Below are 20,117 nucleotides of genomic sequence, written 5' to 3'. Positions count from 1 at the left end.
CAGACTATGAAAAAGAGTGTTGCCGGATTGCTATGGGTACTGTGTCTTGTCAGTTCCTGCAGTGTCCTGAAAAAGAAAGAAGTTGCAGGAACCGCTTCGGAAAAAGCCTATACCCAGAGCGAGACCAAACCCTATGACAAGGTGATCACCAAAGAGGCGGTAAGCCATAAGGGATTGATGGATGTACACCGGGTAGACCAGACCTATTATCTCGAGATCCCCGACAGCCTGTTGCAGCGGGAGATGCTGGTCGTATCGCGGTTTATAAAGACTCCCGCAGGGGCGCCCGCCTACGGGGGAGAGGAGATCGGGGAAAAGACCATCTGGTTTGAAAAAGGTCCGGCCAATAAGATCTTCCTGCGTGTACAGACCCTGGTGAGCAAGGCCAGTGAGGAGGATGCCATTTCAAGGGCGGTAAACAATTCGAGTGCTTCTCCTATAATGGAGGCTTTTGATATCGAAGCCATAAAAGGAAAGGACAAGTCGTATGTGATCGATGTGACAAACTTTATAAACAGTGAAAATGCCTTGTTGAGTTTGTCGGACGAACAGAAAAAGAAACTGAACCTGCTGTCCCTGGAAAAAGACAAGTCGTATATCAGGGATATCAATACCTATCCCATCAATACCGAGATCAAGACGGTAAAGACCTATAAGGCCAAAATATCGGAAGACAAGAGGGAGAACCTTCCGGCTGCGGTGCTTTCAGGGGTGGTCACGGTAGAGATCAATAATTCCATCGTACTGCTGCCGAAGGTGCCCATGAAAAAGCGCTATTTCGACAACAGGGTGGGCTATTTTGCCAGTTCCTACTGGGAATATGGTGATGACCAGCAGCGGGCCGACCGCAATACCTATATTCACCGGTGGCGGCTGGAACCTAAGGAGGAAGACATGGAGCGATGGAAAAGGGGAGAACTCGTAGAGCCCGAAAAGGCCATAGTGTTTTACATCGACCCCGCTACGCCCGAAAAATGGAGGTCTTACCTGATACAGGGAGTTAACGACTGGCAGGAGGCCTTTGAACAGGCCGGGTTTAAAAATGCCATCGTGGGAAGGGAATGGCCGGAAGACAACGACAGCATGAGCCTGGAAGATGCGCGGTTCTCGGTAATCCGTTATTTTGCTTCACCGGTCAGGAATGCCTATGGCCCCAATATCACAGACCCCAGGAGCGGGGAGATCATGGAAAGCCATATAGGCTGGTATCACAATGTGATGAACCTGCTGCACAACTGGTATATGGTACAGGCCGGGGTGATCGATCCGCGTGCGCGGAAGATGAAATTCGACGATGAGCTTATGGGGGAACTGATCCGTTTTGTGGCCTCGCATGAGGTAGGGCATACCCTGGGACTGCGCCATAATATGGGGGCCAGCCACGCGACCCCCGTGGAAAAGCTCAGGGACAGTGCCTGGCTGGAAAAACACGGGCACACCAGTTCCATTATGGATTATGCCCGGTTTAATTATGTGGCGCAGCCGGAAGACCACATTTCCATAAAAGGGATGATGCCGAGGATAGGGGATTACGACAAATGGGCCATACAATGGGGCTATTCGCGGTTCCCGGGGCAGATGTCTCCTGATGAGGAAAAGGAACTGCTGAGCCAGTGGGCGACAGACAGCATTTCGGCCAACCCCCGCCTTTGGTTTGGCGGAGAAGGAAGGGATTTTGACCCCCGATCGCAATCGGAAGACCTCGGAGACAATGCCGTGATCGCCAGTGCGTATGGCATCAAGAACCTGCAGCGTGTGGTGCCCGAGTTACTGGAGTGGACCCGGGAAGACAAGAGTGATGATTACGAAGGCCTGGAAGAGGTGTACAATGCCGTGTACCGGCAGTATGACAAATACGTAACGCACGTCCTGAAAAATATCGGCGGACTTTACGTCACCCCCAAAACCATAGGAGATCAGGGAGATGTATATGCCCCTGTGGACAAAACGAGGCAGAAGGAGGCCCTCGATTTTATAGATACCTATGTCTTTCACGAACCTTCCTGGCTGTTGTACGGTGATGTGGTCAACAAGATAGAAGCCCCCTTGTCCAAAAAGAACTTTTCCAAGACCATGGAAGGGGTGATGACCACCCTGCTCGGGGGAAGCCGGTTGAGCCGTATGGAGTTTATCGCCGACCGCTATAAGTATGAAGAGCCGTATATGCCCGAGGAATTTGTAGCGGATGTAAGCGGACTGGTCTGGAAGGAGCTGGAATCCAATATGCCGGTCGATCCGTACCGAAGGAGCATTCAGAAAGCCTATGTGGCCAGCATACTTACCCTGTATAACCCCAAAGAGCCCAAGGGAGGTTTTATAGATGCCCTGCTGGCCAAGCTCTCGGAGGGGAGTACCCTGCATACCGATGTACGGGCCATAGCCCTGGCACGCCTGATGACCCTGGAAGACAGGCTGAAAAGGAGCATCCCCTTTACCCGCGATTCCATGACCAGGATGCATTACCAGTTTATATACAGGCAGATAAGGGATGCCGTGGGCGAAGAAAAACTGCCCCTGCAGATCTACCCGTTCCAGATGGGAATGTCTGTTCAGGATGGTGAACAATAGCTATATCCCACGGTAATAGTCCAGCACCCGTACGCGTAGCATATATTCGTACCGGGCGTTGGCCAGGGCGATGCGGGCGTTGTCCATATTGTTCTTGCTGGTGAGGTATTCCACGATATTGGACACCCCGTTGTTAAAACGGACCTCGTTGACCCGGAACGAGGCTTCATAGGCCGCTACCTGTTCCGAGAGGATATGGTAGCGGTCATATGCCGATCGCATGTCCAGGTGGGCCTGTGAGATGGCCTGCCGGAGTTCCAGGGTGGTGTTTTCAAGGTCTAACCGGGATTCTTCCATTTTTATCTTTTCAAGGGCCACATTGTTCCTCGCCCTGAAACCGTTGAACAGGGGGATGCTTACGGCTACCCCTATGGCGGAGCTGAGGTTGTTGCTGAACTGGTCGTTGTAACTGATGGATTCTCCCGTAAAACGGGTTTCTTCCCGGAGTACCGGGTATTCCTGGCCGTCGACAGAAACGAAATCGCCGGTCTCCGTTACGGAACTCCCGCTTTCTTTCAGGAATTCGGCAGCACTGGAGTAATTGGTGTTGAGCTCGCCGAATACGGAGACCTCGGGGATAAATGCTGCGCGGGCCACCTTAACGCTGTTCCTGGCGGCGTCCAGCCTTAATTCCTTGGCTTTGAGCACGGGAAGGCTGGCCAGGGCGTCGCGATAGACTGTTTCGGCAGAATGGGGATACGCTGCTGTTTTTTCTGCCAGACCGGTTTCGGTAAAGTTTGCCGGAACCCCGTCGTCGGTATTCATCAGCCTGCGGAGATCGAGTACGGCTACCTCAAGGGCATTCCGGGCTTCGACCACCGCGGTCCTGTCCAGGGCGAGTTGTCCCTGCATATCCGTGTAATCCACGGGATTTCCGGAACCTTCGTCATACAGGATGCGAAGCCGTTCCAGCTGTTTGCCGGTGGTCACTTCGCGGGCCTTGGCCTGCTTCAGCAGTTCCCTGCTGTTGAGTATCTGCAGGTAGGCGAGGGTGATTTCGAGGATAAGGGTTTGCCGGGCTTCCTGTACTTCCATTTCGGAGGCTTCCATGCTGTAGCGTTCCCGGCGGATGGTATGGAGCAGCCTGAAGCCGTTAAAGACCACGGCATTGAGTTGCAGGCCTGCATTGGAGAAGGTCAGCCGCTGGTCGAGGTAGCTGTTGGTGTAGGGGTCTATGCTTCGCCCGTTGGTGACCCCCAGGTTATAGCTGCCGTTCAGTCCCGGCAGGAGGTCGGCCCTGGATTGCCGGTAGTTTATCCCCGAAGATCCGGCTTTAAGCCGGGCCCCCTTGAGGTCCAGGTTGTTTTTCAGGGCGGTTTCCAGGCAGTACTCCAGGGTAAGCGGGGAGGTGTTTTCCTGGGCGCAGAGTGTCGCACACCACAAGGTGAGCAGTACAACGATATATTTGATCAGGATATGCATTTGGATGATGTTTGCACAGGTACATTCCATTTTGCGGAAATCCCGCATAAGGTTCCTGTATTCATTACTTTAAGCAATTCGGGTATCGGTATTTCGGGGTTTACGGTGTAACGTTTCGCCCGTCCAGCAACTCGATGACCCGCGATCCGTAGGCTGCATTTTTTTCGGAATGGGTGACCTGTATGACAGTTACCCCCTCTTCATTGAGTTTCTTAAAGAGGTCCATGATCTCCTCTCCCTGCCGGGAGTTGAGGTTCCCGGTAGGTTCGTCGGCCAGTATGAGTTTCGGCCTGGAAACAAGGGCCCGGGCAATGCCTACGAGTTGCTGTTGTCCGCCGCTCAATTGTTCCGGGAAAAGGTCCTTCTTGCCTACGATATGGAACCGGTCCAGCATATCGGCCACTAATGCCTTACGTTCGGCGGTCTTGAATTTTTTATACAATAGCGGCGTTTCTATGTTTTCATACACCGTGAGCTCGTCGATAAGGTGATAGGCCTGGAACACAAAACCGATGTATTCCTTATACAGGGCGGAACGGTGTTTTTCCCTGAGTTGGTGTACGGATTTTTCCAGAAAGTGATATTCCCCTTCATTAAACCCGTCGAGCATCCCGATCACATTGAGCAGGGTGGTCTTTCCCGAGCCGGAAGGCCCCATTATGGAGATAAACTCCCCTTCTTCCACGGTGAGGTTGATATCTTTGAGCAGGAAGGTCGTATTTCCCCCGTTGTTTACCCATTTAAAGATGTTGTTTAGTTGTAGTAGCATGTGATTTTATCTTTTATGTGATGCTGTGGTACTCCGAATCGCACCTACCGGGCCAAAAAAATAACTATTATGTAATCAGTGTGTTATGTTTTTTTGTTACAGGATGTATTGTCCGATACCGGACAGAAAGTGTCCGTATTCGGGCAACGCAACCTGCAACCTGTAACTCCCCGACTCCATCACTCCGTTTTCAGCGATTTGACGGGGTTGGCCGTGGCGGCTCTTACTGCCTGGAAACTCACGGTGGCGAGGGCGAGTACCACGGCACCTGTTCCGGCTATGGCGAAAACATCCCAGCCGAGGGAGATGCGGTAATCGAAGTCCTGCAGGAACCTGCTCATGGCCCAGTATGCAATGGGGAAGGCTATGGCACATGCTGCGAGGACCAGGAGTATAAATTCTTTTGACAATAACCCTGCTATGGAACTGACCGAGGCCCCGAGTACCTTGCGTACCCCGATCTCCTTGGTACGGTTTTCGGCCATATAGGCTGCCAGGCCGAAGAGCCCCAGGCAGGAAATGAAAATGGTGAGGAAGGCAAACAGGGCGGCGAGTTTTCCCTTGCGTCTGGAATCTTCGAATTTCCGGGCATAGGCTTCATCTACAAAATGATAGAAGAAGGGATAATCGGGGTTGTACTTTTCAAATACTTCACGGGTAAGCGAAAGTGCCGTTGCCGTATTCAGGGAAGGATTGAACCTGATGTGCAGGGCATTGAACCACCCGCCGGAACCGCCTATAATCATGGGGACTATGGGATCGTAGGGAGAGCGGATTATAAAGTCTTTGACTACGCCTACCACATGCCAGTCTACGTCGTTATCCTTCACGATCTGCCCGATAGGATTTTTGAATCCCATAGCTTTTACGGCTGCTTCATTGAGCAGCATGGCTGTAGAATCCGTAGGGAATTCACTCAGGTCGAAATCCCGTCCTTCCACCAGGGTCAGTCCCAGGGTTGCTACCAGGTCTTCATCGCCGTAATAGCGATCGAATATGGTTTTGTCCCCTTCCTTTTTTCCTTTCCACTCCATGCCCCAGCCATTGCTCCAGGCCTCGGTAACGGGAGAACCGGCACGGCTTACGGATTGTGCTATATTCCTGCGGAGCAGTTCGTCCTTGATCAGGTGCGCCCTTTTGGGAATATCGCCTTGTTCCATGACGTAGATCAGGTTATTGCGGTCATACCCGTTTTCCCTGTCCTGTGCATAGGCTATCTGCCGGTGAATGACTATCGTACTTACGATAAGGACTATGGCAATGGTGAATTGTGTGATGACCAGTATCTTTCTGGGGTTAAAGTTGCCCCTGTTTCCCTTCAGGCTGCCCTTAAGTACCCTGGCGGGGTTAAATGAAGACAGGAAAAAGGCAGGATAAGCCCCGGCCAGGATACCGGTCGCCAGAATGATCCCCGCTAAGAATACCCATAACGAAGGATCGTCGATGCCTGGGTGGAGCGGATGCGAAAGCAGCGTATTAAAATACGGCAACCCGAGTATTACAATACCTGTGGCCAGGATTCCCGACAGGAATGCCATGAGAACGGATTCTCCCAGGAATTGCCCGATAAGGGCGTGTCGTCCTGCCCCTGACACTTTCCTGACGCCCACCTCACGTGCCCGCTTTTCACTGCGGGCCGTGCTGAGGTTCATAAAATTGATACAGGCTATAAACAGGATAAAACAGGCGATAAGGGTAAACAGGCGAACCATCTCTATACGCCCGCCGGCTATTTTTCCGTTTTCGTAGCGCGAACGTAACCACCAGTCCGGAATACCGTGAAGGATCACCTCATTACTTTCCTCGTGATTGCTTCGTCTTATGGTAATATCCCGTATTTTCTCCCCGACCTGGCCCGGGCTCGCGGCAGGGGCCAGCTCTATAAAGGTGGCTACCGAATTGTTGCCCCAGAAGTCATCGCTCCAGCCCAGTTTTTCCATATAGGACCAGGGGAGTATGGCTTCGAACCGGAACTGGGTGTTTTCGGGCAGGTCCCTGAGAACCCCTGTAACCGTGGCGTAATCGGTACTGTCTATTTTTACGGTTTTTCCGGCAAGCTGCCGGTCGGTACCGAAAAGCTTTTTTGCCGTGGAGGCCGTCAGGACAATATTGTCCGGGTGATCGAAGAGGTGGTCCGGATCACCTTCCAGCAGGGGGAAGTCGAACATTTCCAGGAATTCCGGATCGATAAAAGCCGATCGCACCGTGTTTTTCCGGTCTTTTGAACGCAACAGGAAGTCACTGTTGGACGTGTACCTGGCGGTATGTACGATCTCCGGGAATTCTTCCTTCAGAGCCGGGGCCAGGGGTTTAGGGGTAGCAAACCAGGTCGCTGTTTCACCGTCAAATTCCGACTGGTTCCCCGCGATATACAACCGGTCCTTTTTGTGGTGGAACATATCCATACTCCGCTCCTGCCGTACCATAAGCAAAATCAGTATGGCCGCCGCCATTCCTATGGCCAGTCCGCCGATATTAAGGAGGGAATATCCTTTATTCTTCCACAGGTTCCTCCAGGCTATTTTAAGATAGTTCCGTATCATATTAGTTTTTTAGTTCTTAGTTGTTCGTTTTTTAGTTTGGGGCGGACTGTTATCCTGACCGTAGTGCCTGTCCCGGCCCTTGGTCGGGGGAGGAATCTCCGGAGCTTCCTTTGTGCTGTTGAAACCACCGGCTGTAACCTGTAACCAGTAACTACCGAACCCCATCACTCTGTTCTAAGACTTTTGGCCGGGTTGCTCATGGCTGCTTTATATCCTTTACAGGTTATAATGACCAGGCTTAATAGCAGCATACATCCAATAGGTAAAATGAATATCCACCAGCTTACTGTTGTTCTGTACGTATAATGCTGTAACCATTTGTTTATAAAATACCAGGCTATGGGGCCAGCGATAAGTCCGGCTATGGTTATCATCTTCAGAAAATCTCTTGAGAATAGTTTCAGAATGTTAAAGACTTTTCCTCCCAGAACTTTTCTGATGCCGATCTCTTTGGTCTTCTGTGAGACGAACAGGGATATCAGTCCGTAGATGCCCATACTACAAATAAAGATAGCCAGTAGGGAGAATATTCTGGTCAGGGCCAGAAACTGTTGTTCCGATTCGTACATTTCTGCTATGCGCTCATCCAGAAAATGATATTCGAAAATATAATCCGGGAAATGTGAAGACCACACGTTCCGGATATGGCGGATCGCTTCTGCCGCATGGGTACGGTTTATTTTTATTCCGAGTTCATTATACGCACGATCAGGGTCCCAGGCAATAAATACGGGGCTGATGTTCTGCCGGAAATCCTTGTCGTGAAAATCTTCTACGACTCCTACAATACGGCCGTGTATATAATCTTCACTGATCGTTATCGATTTGCCTATCAATTCTTCCGGATCGTTTATCCCGATTTTTTTTCCAAAGGTCTCGTTTACCAACACTTCGTCCGTGCTGTCTTTCTGTATAAAATTCCGGCCGGCTACAAGTCTGATCCCGAAAGTTTTCAAATAATCTTTGTCCCCCATTTTCGATTCGATGAGAAACTTTTCCTGTCCGGGGTTTCCATTGAAACTGACGTCAGTTCCCCATCCGTTAATCGGGGCTCCCGGGCTTGTAAAACATACGGAGGCCTCTTCTATATAGGGAGACCTGAGTATTTCGCTTTTCAGGCTTGTCAATCCCGAAGCTTTCATTTTTTCATCGGGCAGATCAGGAAGGCCGGCCATGACTATCGCAGAAGGATCAAATCCCAGATCCGATTGTGTGGCATACCTGATCTGCTTTGAGATGAGCAGCATGATAGCAATTAAAATGATGGAAACAATAAATTGCCCGGTAATAAGTACCTGACGGGTCATTACCCCTCCGGTATCTTTTTGGGTCAGTTTTTGTTTTAATGCCAGTACGGGTGCAATCCTCGCCAGGATAATTCCCGGATAACTTCCGGCAAGCACCGGAATTCCGAGAAGGAGTATGATAAAGAAGATGGTAAAAGGTAAAGTCAGAAGTCCGGATACAGAAAGTGATAAACCGAAAATGTTATTGAAGTAGGGTAATAATACGATACTTAGTCCCAATCCGACTATAAGAGCGATGAGCGTAATAAGGAAAGTTTCGGTCAGGAACTGGAGCAGGAGTTGCTTCCGGAAACCTCCCAACACTTTTCTCAGGCCGATTTCCTTCGAACGATAAGCGGACTGGGCTGCTGCGATATTGATAAAATTGATACAGGCGATAAGGAGCAGAAGTATCCCCACTATCCCGAGTGTCCACAGTAATTCTTTGGAAATTCCTCCGGAATATTGTGTGTCGAGATGTATGCTGTTAAAGGGCTGTAATTTATAAGTGTATTCATCCTTATCAGCATCTGGAAGGTATATGGCATTGAAAGATTTCATTACTTGTTCGATGTCTGCCGGATGCTGACCGGGGTGCAGAAGGGCAAAACTCTGTAGAGACGAACTGGTTCCGGTCCAGGTTTCCTTGCTCACCCAGGAGTTTCGCAGTGTATTAAGGGAGATAAATACTTCTGAGGTAAACATCGTGTTCTCCGGCAGGTTTCTTAGAACTCCCGTAACCAGCACGGTTTCCTCGTTGTTCCAGACAAAAGTCTTTCCGATAGGGGGGGTGTCCCCGAACAGCTTCTGCGCTGCTTGCGGTGTAATTACGGCAGTGTTGGGAGCGTCCAGTTCGTCCGAAAAATTCTTGTGCAGGAGTGGAAAGTTGAAAATCCGGAAAAAATCAGGTTCGGTAAAAGCTGTTTTAGCTTTGTAGGATTCCTGCGAATCTCCGGATTTCACGGTGATCAATTGCTCATCCCAGTCTACTATTTTGGTGACTTTTTCAGCAAAGCTATAATTGTTTTTAAACACATTGGGAAGTCCGGGAGGAACTGTAGCTTTATACCTGATATCTTCTCTGTGTATTTCGGTAACCAGCCTGTATATACGATTGGAATTTCGATGAAAATTATCAAACGACAGATGGAAGCTGATAAACAGAAAAATAAGAGTGGCACAGGTAAAGCCTATAGCCAGTCCTGTAATATGGATAAAAGCTATACTTTTCCTCTTTTTAATATTGCGCCACGCTATTTTAAGATAATTCCGTATCATAATAGTTTTTTAGTTCTTAGTTGTTGGTTTTTTGGTTTGGGGCGGACTGTTATCCTGACCGTAGTGCCTGTCCCGGCCCTTGGTCGGGGGAGGAATCTCCGGAGCTTCCTTTGTGCTGTTGAAACCACCGGCTGTAACCTGTATCCAGTAACTACCGAACCCCATCACTCCGTTTTTAACGATTTCACCGGGTTGGCCATAGCCGCTTTAACGGCCTGAAAACTTACGGTGACCAAGGCAATAAACAGGGCTATGATACCTCCGGCAGCAAATACCCACCATTCCATGGATATTCTGTAGGCGAAATTATTCAGCCAGTAATGCATTACCAGTCCTATCAGCGGAGAGGCAATCAGAAAGGCGATTGCCACGAGTTTTACAAATTGTAAAGAAAGCAGATTGACAATCCCGGTTACCGATGCTCCCACAACCTTTCGGATACCTATTTCACGTTTTCTTTGAAGGGTGCTGTAGGAAACCAGTCCCAGCAGCCCGAGACAGGAGATAAAAATAGCCAGGATGGAAAAGCTGAGAAACAATCTTCCGAAACGTATTTCACTTCGGTATTGCCGGTCGAAATATTCATCCAGGAAGAAATACGTAAATGGCTTTTGGGGGAGAAATACATCCCATTTGTCCTCTATTTTTTTTATAGTCGCAGGTATATCTTCCGAATTTATAAGGGCTGCCATGAAATTAGTTCTGGAAGGCTCTATTCTGAGACTGAGCGGACTGATCTCATTCTGCAGGGAGGTAAAGTTAAAATCTTTTATAACCCCGATTACTTCCCCTTCCCGTCCCCATTGTTCAAATCGTTTTCCTATAACATTTTCGGGCTTGTTATACCCCAGGGACTTTACGGCCTTTTCGTTTAAAATAATGGCCTGGGTAGTATCAGTAGCAAATTTTTCCGAAAAGGGGCGTCCTGCAATAATTTTAAGTTCGAATTGTCTTATGAACTTAAAATCAACAAAATAGATGCCAATATTAGCCTTTTGAAAATCTCCGTTATTGTTTTCTATTTGTGAATAGGCTATATTGTTGCTCCATCCTGGAAAAGCCGATGTAAGTGATACGGAGGCTATGCCGGGTATACTTTCCAGATTTTGTTTAAAGGCTTTCTGGGCGTGGTTTACTCCTGTGTTCATAACAAGGACCTGGTTCTTGTTAAAACCGATATCCCGGCTTTGCATAAAATGCATCTGGTGATGAACAACAATAGTACCGATAATCAACCCGATTGCAATGACAAACTGGGAGATAACCAAGCCTTTGCGTAATAAAATGCCCCGTGAACTGCCTGAGAATTTTCCCTTGAGCACTCTGGAAGCCCTATAAGCAGATAATATAAAAGCGGGATATATACCCGAAAGAATACCTATAAAGAGAGCAACACAAAGAAGAGTAAATATGTGAGATACGGAAAAAGTAAAATGGGTATCCATATTTTTTCCGGCTAACTGATTGAAATAAGGTAATGATAATCTTGTAGAGACTAATGTAATGAAAAAAGCCAGGATGCTTATAATCAGAGACTCACCAACAAACTGCATTACCAGTTGTGATCTTTTTGCGCCAATAACTTTTCGTATTCCCACCTCCCTGGCCCTTTCTACTGATCTTGCCGTGGTGAGATTGACAAAATTTATGCACGCTATCAGAAGAATAAAAACAGCTATGACGGAGAATACGTATATATTGTTGATATTGCCCTTGTCATTACTACCGCGGTCTGACCACAAGTGTATTTTGTCCAGGGGCTCGAGAAAAAGAGAGTAGCTCATTTGATCTATACTGAGACTCTGCCCGACTTTCTTATCTATAAAACCTGAAAATTTTTTTTCCAGAGCGGAAGCTATGGTTCCTTTTCGCAGTAAAACATATGCGGAAGGAACAAAATTACCCCATTCATTGTCCGGATCATCATCTTTGTCAATACTTTGTGTAAAGGTAGTCATGGATAGGACCATATTTCCCTTAATATGTGAATTCTCCGGGATGTCTTCCATGATTCCGGTGATCCTGACCGGATAGCCTTCTTCAAGTATTTTCAAAGTTTTTCCCATTGGATCCTGATCCCCAAAGTATTTCTGTGCTGCGGTTTCTGATAATACAAGGCTGAAAGGAGCCTGTAAACAGGTGTTTTTATTTCCCTTTAACAGTTTGAAATCAAAAATTTTGAAGAAGGCGGAATCAGCGGCAAAAGATTGATCCTCATTGTATTTTTTTTCTCCGTGCTGCACCAGCATACTCAGGTAGTTGATCCGTACGGCAGATTCTATTTCCGGGAATTCCCGTTCCAGGTGAGGTGCAAAAGCCCAGGAAGTATTCGAAACCGTCATGGTTTCCGTCGGCGTTTTTACATCCGTGATTACCCGGTAGATACGGTTGCCTTTAGTATGAAAATCATCATATTCAAGTTCGAAAGAAACGTAAAGAAATATCAGGAACCCGGCGGTCATGCCAATGGCCAGTCCACCGATATTCAGCATGGCAAAACTGCGATGTCGCCATAAATTCCTGAATGCTATTTTAAAATAGTTCCGTATCATATTAGTTATTTAGTTCTTAGTTGTTGGTTTTTTAGTTTGGGGCGGACTGTGATCCCGGTCTTCTTCGTGAACCTCTGTGTTTCTTCTTACATCCTTGTGAAACAACCTGTAACTCTTTTTCATCTTTACTCCGTTCTTAGTGATTCATTACTTATCCTTGTTCCCTCAGGCTTTTGGTTGGGTTTTCCATTGCTGCTTTAACGGTCTGGAAACTCATGGTGATGGCAGCTACGAGTATTACTAAGATTATTGCCATGGCGTATAAATACCAGCCTATGGCAGCTTTATATGCAAAGCTTTGGAGCCACCACTGCATCAGGTACCAGGCCAGGGGAATGGCTATGATTCCGGAGAGCACCACGAGTTTCAGAAACCCGGTGGTGAGATAGCGGGTAATTTGGAATACCGAGGCTCCGAGAACCTTGCGTACCCCAATTTCTCCACGTTTCATTTGTGTGGTATATGTGGTAAGCGCAAACAGTCCCAGGCAGGAAACAAAGATGGCAATGACCGAAAAGATGTTAAAGATTTTAGCAGTGCGAATTTCACTCCGGTACATTTTGTCAAAGGCATCGTCCAGAAAGGAGTAATTAAAAGAGAATCCCGAATTGTAATTATTCCATATCTTTTGAAGGCCGGCTATGGCATCTTTTGCTTCCCTGCCGTTGATTTTAATGTATATACGGGAGGCATCGGGGGCGTAATATATTACGGATGGTCCAATTTTATGTTTCATGGAAGTATAGTTGAAGTCTTTAATTACCCCGATAATAATACCCTCGGTTTCCCAAAGGCTAAAGCGTTTCCCGACAGGATCTTTTATTCCGGCCAGTTTTACAGCTGTTTCGTTTAGAATATAATGTGTAGAATCGGAAGGGGTGCCAGTGAAATTTTGTCCGGCAACGAGCTCCATTTGCATCAGTGGAATAAAATTGGCATCCATACCGAAAGGGTTTACAATAAAATCGGACTGGGGTTTTTTTCCGTCCCAATCGGTATCGCCTGTGGTATTGCCATTGTTGAGAATATAATTGCTGGAAAAGGAAACCCCTTTTACTCCGGGCATATTTTCGACCTGGTTTTTTATGGCAGCAGAATGTCTGGACATTTCTCCCTGGAGATAGAACGTAAGGATTTGCGACCGGTTATACCCGGGGTCTTTACTTTTCATGTATTTTAATTGTTTTCCTATGATAAGGGTGCCGCTGATAAGAATGATGGAAAAAACAAATTGTACGGTGACCAATACCTTGCGGAAGGAAGTAGTCCTCGCTCCTGGAAGTATTTTTCCTTTGATAGCCTGTAGCGGACGGAAGGAGGTTAAAAACAGGGCAGGGTATATGGATGATACCAGAAGGGTAGCGGCAAAAGTATAAAACAATACTTTCCATAATTCCTTATTGAACAGGGAAATTTGCAATTCTTTTCCGGAGATTTCGTCAAAATAGGGACGCAGCAGCAATATGCATCCGAGTGCCAATAAGCCGGATAGCCCAAAAAAGAGTACGGACTCCGTAATAAACTGGAAAAACAGTTGTTTTTTTCCTGCACCTATAATTTTACGTATGCTCACTTCTTTGGCTCTTTTCATGGCTCGTGCGGTAGAGATATTGATGTAATTGATACTCGCAATAAGCAGTATGAGGAAGAGAGCTACAATAAATATTCTTACAGTTTGGATCCCTGAGGGGGCACCGTTGGCATCATACAGATTCATCTCCGACACGGGTTGCAGGTGGTATGCCTTCCCGGAAAACAGGGGAGTGGCATTGGGGTCGTTTTTCTGCTGGATGTCCGTAAGCTTACTTTCTATGGTTGCCGGAGAAATACCAGGAGCGAGTTGGAGATAGGTCTCATAATTAAAATTGCCCCAATCGCTGTCTTTGGAATTCCAGTAGGTGCTGTTTACATAGAATTGATCCATAAGGGAAACCGGGAAAAAGATATGGTAGTCGAGGCTGCTGTCTGTAGGCAGGTCTTCTATGACCCCGGTGACTGTATAAGTGTCTTTATAATCCCCGGTGATCATTTTTCCTATGGGGTTTTGCGAACCGAAAAATCTGGTTGCTGCCGATTTGGTGATAACGACAGACTTGTTTCCCTTGAATGGCTGTTCCGGGTTTCCATGTAGAAAACGGGTTTGAAACAAGGCAAAAAAATCGGGATCCGTATAAGCCGCGGTTTCTTTTTCGAAATGGTTATTGTCGAAGGAGTATACCGAATAATTCCAGTTTGTTCGCACCCGTACGGCATGTACTATTCCCGGAACATCTTTCGTCGCATGGAAGGCAACCGGACCGGGGGTTGTGCTCCATACGGTATAATCGTCTCCCGAGCTCATATCACTGCCTACGTGATATATCTGGCCAGCAGACTGATCGAAGGCATTATAGCGGAGTTCCGACTGTACCCAGAGAAGGATAAAAATCCCGGTTGATAGGCCTGTGGCAAGACCGAGAATGCCCATAGCAGTATAATATTTACTGTTCCACAGGTTCCTCCATGCTATTTTAAGATAGTTCCGTATCATATTAGTTTTTTAGTTCTTAGTTGTTAGTTTTTTAGTTTGGGGCAGACTGTCATCCCGACCGTGGTGCCTGTCCCGGTACCATACCCGTGATATAGTTGCCGGATCACCCGGTTATTGTGCGGGTAACCGGATGTCCGGACAACATAAACCCCTGTTAACTAAACTAAACTATCATTTGGTTGTAAAAAGGGTCTTATGCTTTTATCCTGCCAGGATGTTCTCCGTAACCTTCTGTCCGTCCAGCATCCTGATGATACGATGACTGAATTTGGCATCGTGTTCACTATGGGTTACCATGACAATAGTAGTTCCCTGCTGGTTGAGTTCCGTAAGGAGGTCCATCACCTCATTACCGTTGGAACTGTCGAGATTTCCCGTAGGCTCATCGGCGAGGATGAGTTTGGGGTTGTTCACTACGGCCCGTGCCACGGCCACCCGCTGTTGCTGTCCGCCCGACAGCTGTTGCGGGAAGTGGTTCCTGCGGTGCATGATCTGCATTTTTTCCAGTACCTGCTGTACCCTTTCCTTACGTTCACCGGCCTTCACCCCGGTATAGATAAGGGGCAGTTCCACATTTTCGTAAACGGTAAGCTCGTCGATAAGGTTAAAGCTCTGGAATACGAAACCGATATTGTGTTTGCGCAGGTTGGCCCTTTTGCGTTCGTTAAACCCGGATACCTCGATACCGTTAAATATAAAACTGCCCCCGTCCGGGTCGTCCAGCAAACCGAGAATATTCAGCAGGGTGGATTTCCCGCAACCTGAAGGCCCCATGATAGCGACAAATTCTCCTTCCCTGACATCAAAAGAAAGCTTGTTTAGCGCTACGGTTTGTACTTCCTCCGTACGGTAGTACTTTTCTAAGTCGGTTATTTTTATCATTGATGTTGTTGTTTTAGTCGTAAGCCCGGAATCCGAAGTACGAAGAAAAATTTTCCGTGCTTCGAGCTTCGTACGCTATATTTCATTTCAAAACCAGCTCCTGTATATCCCCGAAGTTATCATACCCGGAAGTGATGACCCGGTCTCCCGGATGCAGTCCTTCGAGTACTTCATAATATTCGGTATTCTGGCTTCCCAGCCGTATTTCCTGGCGGTAGGCGCTTTTTCCGTCTTCACTGACTTTAAACACCCAGTTGCCGCCCGTTTCCTGAAAGAATCCGCCTTTGGCCAGCAGCAGGGCTTCTTTTTCCTGGCTCAGGGCGAGGCGTATCTGCAAGGTCTGTCCGCGACGGATGCCTTCGGGGACCTCTCCTTCAAAATGCATATCTACCTGGAAGCGTCCGCCGGTCACCTGGGTAAATACTTTTTTGATCACCAGTTGAAATTCCCTGTTTTTAAACGTAAAGGTACCTGTTTGCCCGTTGTATATCCTGGAAATATAATGTTCATCGATATCGGCCCTGATCTTATATCCGCTCAGGACGTCGATCTGCCCCAGTCGTTCCCCCTTGGTTTTGGACTGTCCTATTTCTGCATCGAGGGAGGTGAGTTGTCCGTCTACCGGGGCCCTTACCACCAGGTCACCTACTTTTTTCCGCATGAGTTCCAGGGCATTCCGGGTCCGGTTATACGAGCTTTCGGCCTGTTCCAGCTCCTGGCCCGAAGCAATGGAGTCCTGTTTTACCACTTCTTTAGCCAGTTTCATGCGTTCCTGCTGGTATTTGTAATTGTTCTCTGCCTCCATAAGTTCCTGTTTGCCCAGGGCCTGCTGTTCGTACAGGCGCCTGTTCAGTGTATAAACCCGTTTGGCCTCCACCAGGCTGTTTTCCACATCGGTGAGCTGGTTGAGCCTGTTGATGGTGTTCTGCCTTGCCGCATTCTGTTGTATCTGCATCTGCGTAAGCAGGTTATACACTGCCGTTTCCTGGTTTACCAGGCTCAGTTCCAGGTCGGTGTTCGACAACCTCAGGATAGGGTCGCCGGCTTTCATGACCGTACCGTCTTCCACAAATTTTTCTTCTACACGTCCTCCTTCCACGGCGTCGAGGTAAATGGTAGTTATGGGGAGTACAATACCGTTTACCGGAATATTTTCCTGGAATACCCCCTGTTTTACCTCGTTAATGCTAAGGCGTTCGGTGTCCACATTCAGCCTGGACCCTCCCGTGGAAGAAACGATCATAAAGATAATAAGAGAAATCAATAAAACACCCCCGGCCATCATGGCAATGCGGGTAGGGGTAAAGCGTTTTTTCTCGATCGGAATGTCCATAAAAGTACAATTTGCCATAGTATCCTGGCATTATCGTGCCATTGTTGTATAGTGTTGATTGTTAGCTTTTTATTTCTTGTTGAAGAGATGAATATGTCCGGTTTCAGTACACTTTATGTACGGTGCCGGTACACTTTTGTGTTTTGGGAAATTGAACGAAGGAGTTTTTCCTGAAAAGGATATTAAGTTGTATTATTGTAATCATGGGCTGGATGTTACAGCCGGTAAACATAACGCATGAAATTAAAAGACGCCCGTATATTAATTGTAGATGACGATGCCGACGTATTGACCGCCATGCGGTTGTTGTTCAAGTCGAAGGTAAAGGAAGTGGTCACCGAAAAGAAACCCGACCATATCCTGTCTCTGCTCCGCCGGTCGAAATTCGATATCATTATTCTCGACATGAATTTCAACGGTTTGGTCAATACCGGGAACGAGGGGCTTTTCTGGCTCCGCAGGATCAGGGAAACCGATGACAAGGCGGATGTTATCCTTATTACGGCCTATGGTGCCATAGACCTGGCCATACGCTCGCTGAAGGAAGGGGCGTCCGATTTCCTGGTAAAACCCTGGAAGAACGAAAAGATCGTCCGGGCCGTACAGGATGTGCTGGACAGAAAAAAATCGCGTAAGAAGGGAGTAAGGCCCCCGGGGGTATCGGAAGGAAGGATCCTCGGGGAAAGCGAAGTGATGAAAGACGTTTTCGTAAAACTCCGCAAGGTAGCCCCCACCGATGCCAATGTACTGATCCTCGGGGAGAACGGTACGGGCAAGGACCTTATCGCAAGGGCATTACACGATAATTCCCTCCGGAAAGACAAACCATTTGTAAAGGTAGACCTGGGGGCGTTGACGCCCACGCTGTTCGAGAGCGAGCTTTTCGGGCACCGTAAGGGGGCGTTTACCGATGCCCGTGAAGACCGTATGGGACGTTTTGAAGCTGCCTCGGGCGGGACGCTTTTCCTGGATGAGATCGGGAATATCAGCCTGCAGCAGCAGGCACGCCTGCTTACCGTATTGCAGAACCGGTATATCACTCCCCTCGGAAGCAACGAACAGATACCGGTAGACATCAGGTTGATATGCGCTACCAATACGGGCCTGCCTGCACTGGCCGACGAAAGCAGGTTTCGCAAGGATCTTGTCTATCGTGTCAATACCGTGGAGATCACAGTGCCCCCGTTGAGGGACAGGGGAAAGGACATCCGTATGCTGGCGGAACATTTTATACAGGTCTACGCCGAAAAATATATGAAGGAGCCCTTTGAAATGGACAGTAGCTTTATCAACAGACTGAAGGAATACCGTTTTCCCGGGAATGTACGGGAATTACAGTATGCCCTGGAACGGGCCGTTATTATGGCCGACAACGATGTCTTGTACGGGGACGACCTTGTCTTTTCGCCCATAGAACAATACCAGCGCCCGGAAGTACCGGACACCCATAACCTGGAAGATGTGGAAAAGACGACCATCCTGAAAGTCATTGAGAAGAATAACGGTAATATTTCCAGGTCGGCCAGGGAGCTGGGGATCACCCGGGCAGCGTTGTACCGCAGATTACACAAATATGATCTATAGTGCCTATAAAAAAGCCTTTTTATGGCGTGTCGGGATGCTCATGGCCGGTTTTACAGGTGCCGTGCTCGGGGTGGTCATCTCCAACAGCTATCTCTGTATTGCCGGGCTCCTGTTTGCCGGAATGGGCTGTTACTATCTGTACGTATTCTGTAACAGGCGGTTTGAGGCGGTGGACGGATTTTTTGAAGCGGTCCGTTACCGCGATTTTTCCCGCTGGTACCCGGAGTCAGGGGCGCCCGGGGGAATTAAAGAACTATACCGGGGGTTTAACGAGGTAAACCGCACCATTGTGGAGATCAAGGGCGATAAAGAGCTGCAGCACCAGTATCTCAGGAAGATCCTGGAAATGGCCGGGGTGGGAATTATGGCCTATAACCTGGAAACCGGGAAGGTATTGTGGGATAACGAGTCGATCCGCCGGTTTATCGATATCCCTTCGGTACGGAATGTGAGCTTTATAGCCGACAGAAAGCCCGGAGTGTTCGCCGCCGTCTTTGAAAACGAACATGCAGGTGAAACCGATGTAACTGTTGAGGTAAACGGGCAAAAGAGCAAGATGCTGGTGTCCAATACCGTATTCCGGGTAGGGGCAGACAGTTTCAGGCTGGTCGTACTGCAGAATATCGACGATACCCTGAACCGCAACGAATCGGATGCCTGGAAAAAACTGTTGAGTGTCATGACCCACGAGATCATGAATTCCATAGCGCCCATCTCTTCCCTGGCCGAAACCCTTAAATCGAATATACAGGAAGCGATGGAGCATCCGGAGACCCACCCCCTGGAAATGGAGGACCTGCACCTGGGGATCGATAGCATCAAAACCAGGAGCGAGGGCCTGATGAAATTTGCAAAGACTTACAGGAGCCTGAACAAGATCACACAACTCAATAAAAACAGGATATCCGCAGAAGAACTTTTCAGGAATATTCACAAGCTTATGTATCCTTCCCTGAGTGCAAAAAATATCGTTGTGGATTATCGTATAACGCCCCATGACCTGGAAGTGCAGATCGATACCTATCTTATCGAACAGGTACTTATCAATCTTATCCTGAATGCCGTAGATGCGTGTTCCGGAATAGAAAACCCCCATATCGTGATCGCTGCAGACCGTCCGGGGAACGAACATACCCGTATCAGGGTCTCCGATAACGGAAGGGGAATTCCCGAAAGTGTGATGGAGCATGTATTTGTACCCTTTTTCAGTACCAAAAAAAAGGGAAGCGGGATCGGGCTGAGCCTGTGCAAACAGATCGTGTTGTTGCACCAGGGAAGAATACAACTGCAAAGTACCGAAGGGCAGGGAACAGTAGTGAGCCTTGTTTTGTAATGTGTTGTTCAATGTTAAAAAAATGTAAAAACAAAAA

The 20,117-nt window shown here is 48.1% G+C and carries 11 protein-coding genes; 3 read left to right on the top strand and 8 right to left on the bottom strand.

Annotated features, from left to right (window positions below; genetic code table 11):
- Nucleotides 1–6 precede the first annotated feature (6 nt).
- A complete protein-coding gene (locus DN748_RS03875) occupies nucleotides 7–2,568 on the top strand; it encodes a zinc-dependent metalloprotease (protein WP_112370436.1) in 2,562 nt (853 codons plus the stop codon).
- Here DN748_RS03875 and DN748_RS03870 read toward each other — a convergent pair whose 3' ends face one another.
- The 8 genes from DN748_RS03870 to DN748_RS03835 form a co-directional block, all read right to left on the bottom strand.
- A complete protein-coding gene (locus tag DN748_RS03870) occupies nucleotides 2,569–3,990 on the bottom strand; it encodes a TolC family protein (RefSeq protein ID WP_112370478.1) in 1,422 nt (473 codons plus the stop codon).
- Between the two features lie 100 nt (nucleotides 3,991–4,090).
- On the bottom strand, nucleotides 4,091–4,759 hold the full coding sequence (locus DN748_RS03865; protein ID WP_112370435.1) for an ABC transporter ATP-binding protein: 669 nt from the start codon (nucleotides 4,757–4,759) through the stop codon (nucleotides 4,091–4,093).
- A gap of 179 nt (nucleotides 4,760–4,938) precedes the next feature.
- Nucleotides 4,939–7,302 (bottom strand): ABC transporter permease, encoded by a 2,364-nt coding sequence (locus DN748_RS03860; protein WP_112370434.1) that lies wholly within the window; start codon nucleotides 7,300–7,302, stop codon nucleotides 4,939–4,941.
- 164 nt (nucleotides 7,303–7,466) lie between these two features.
- Complete coding sequence (locus DN748_RS03855) at nucleotides 7,467–9,866, bottom strand: ABC transporter permease (RefSeq protein ID WP_112370433.1); 2,400 nt, start codon at nucleotides 9,864–9,866, stop codon at nucleotides 7,467–7,469.
- 164 nt (nucleotides 9,867–10,030) lie between these two features.
- Nucleotides 10,031–12,418: an ABC transporter permease gene (locus tag DN748_RS03850; RefSeq protein WP_112370432.1), complete on the bottom strand. Its 2,388-nt coding sequence runs from the start codon at nucleotides 12,416–12,418 to the stop codon at nucleotides 10,031–10,033.
- Nucleotides 12,419–12,569: 151 nt separating this feature from the next.
- A complete protein-coding gene (locus tag DN748_RS03845; RefSeq protein ID WP_112370431.1) occupies nucleotides 12,570–14,948 on the bottom strand; it encodes an ABC transporter permease in 2,379 nt (792 codons plus the stop codon).
- 201 nt (nucleotides 14,949–15,149) lie between these two features.
- A complete protein-coding gene (locus tag DN748_RS03840) occupies nucleotides 15,150–15,830 on the bottom strand; it encodes an ABC transporter ATP-binding protein (protein ID WP_112370430.1) in 681 nt (226 codons plus the stop codon).
- Nucleotides 15,831–15,912: 82 nt separating this feature from the next.
- Nucleotides 15,913–17,163 carry an efflux RND transporter periplasmic adaptor subunit gene (locus tag DN748_RS03835; RefSeq protein WP_112370477.1) on the bottom strand — a complete coding sequence of 417 codons (1,251 nt, stop codon included), beginning with the start codon at nucleotides 17,161–17,163 and terminating at the stop codon, nucleotides 15,913–15,915.
- A gap of 237 nt (nucleotides 17,164–17,400) precedes the next feature.
- Here DN748_RS03835 and DN748_RS03830 point away from each other — a divergent pair, with 237 nt between their 5' ends.
- Entirely contained in the window at nucleotides 17,401–18,747 is a 1,347-nt protein-coding gene (locus tag DN748_RS03830) for a sigma-54-dependent transcriptional regulator (RefSeq protein WP_112370429.1), read from the top strand.
- Complete coding sequence (locus DN748_RS03825) at nucleotides 18,737–20,080, top strand: sensor histidine kinase (protein WP_112370428.1); 1,344 nt, start codon at nucleotides 18,737–18,739, stop codon at nucleotides 20,078–20,080. The genes DN748_RS03830 and DN748_RS03825 overlap by 11 nt, the downstream gene beginning before the upstream one ends.
- Nucleotides 20,081–20,117 lie beyond the last annotated feature (37 nt).

This window comes from Sinomicrobium soli (genome assembly GCF_003285545.1).
In the GTDB taxonomy this organism is placed as follows: domain Bacteria; phylum Bacteroidota; class Bacteroidia; order Flavobacteriales; family Flavobacteriaceae; genus Sinomicrobium.
The sequence above is the reverse complement of the archived record's forward strand: the minus strand, read 5'-3'. Positions and strand labels throughout refer to the sequence as shown.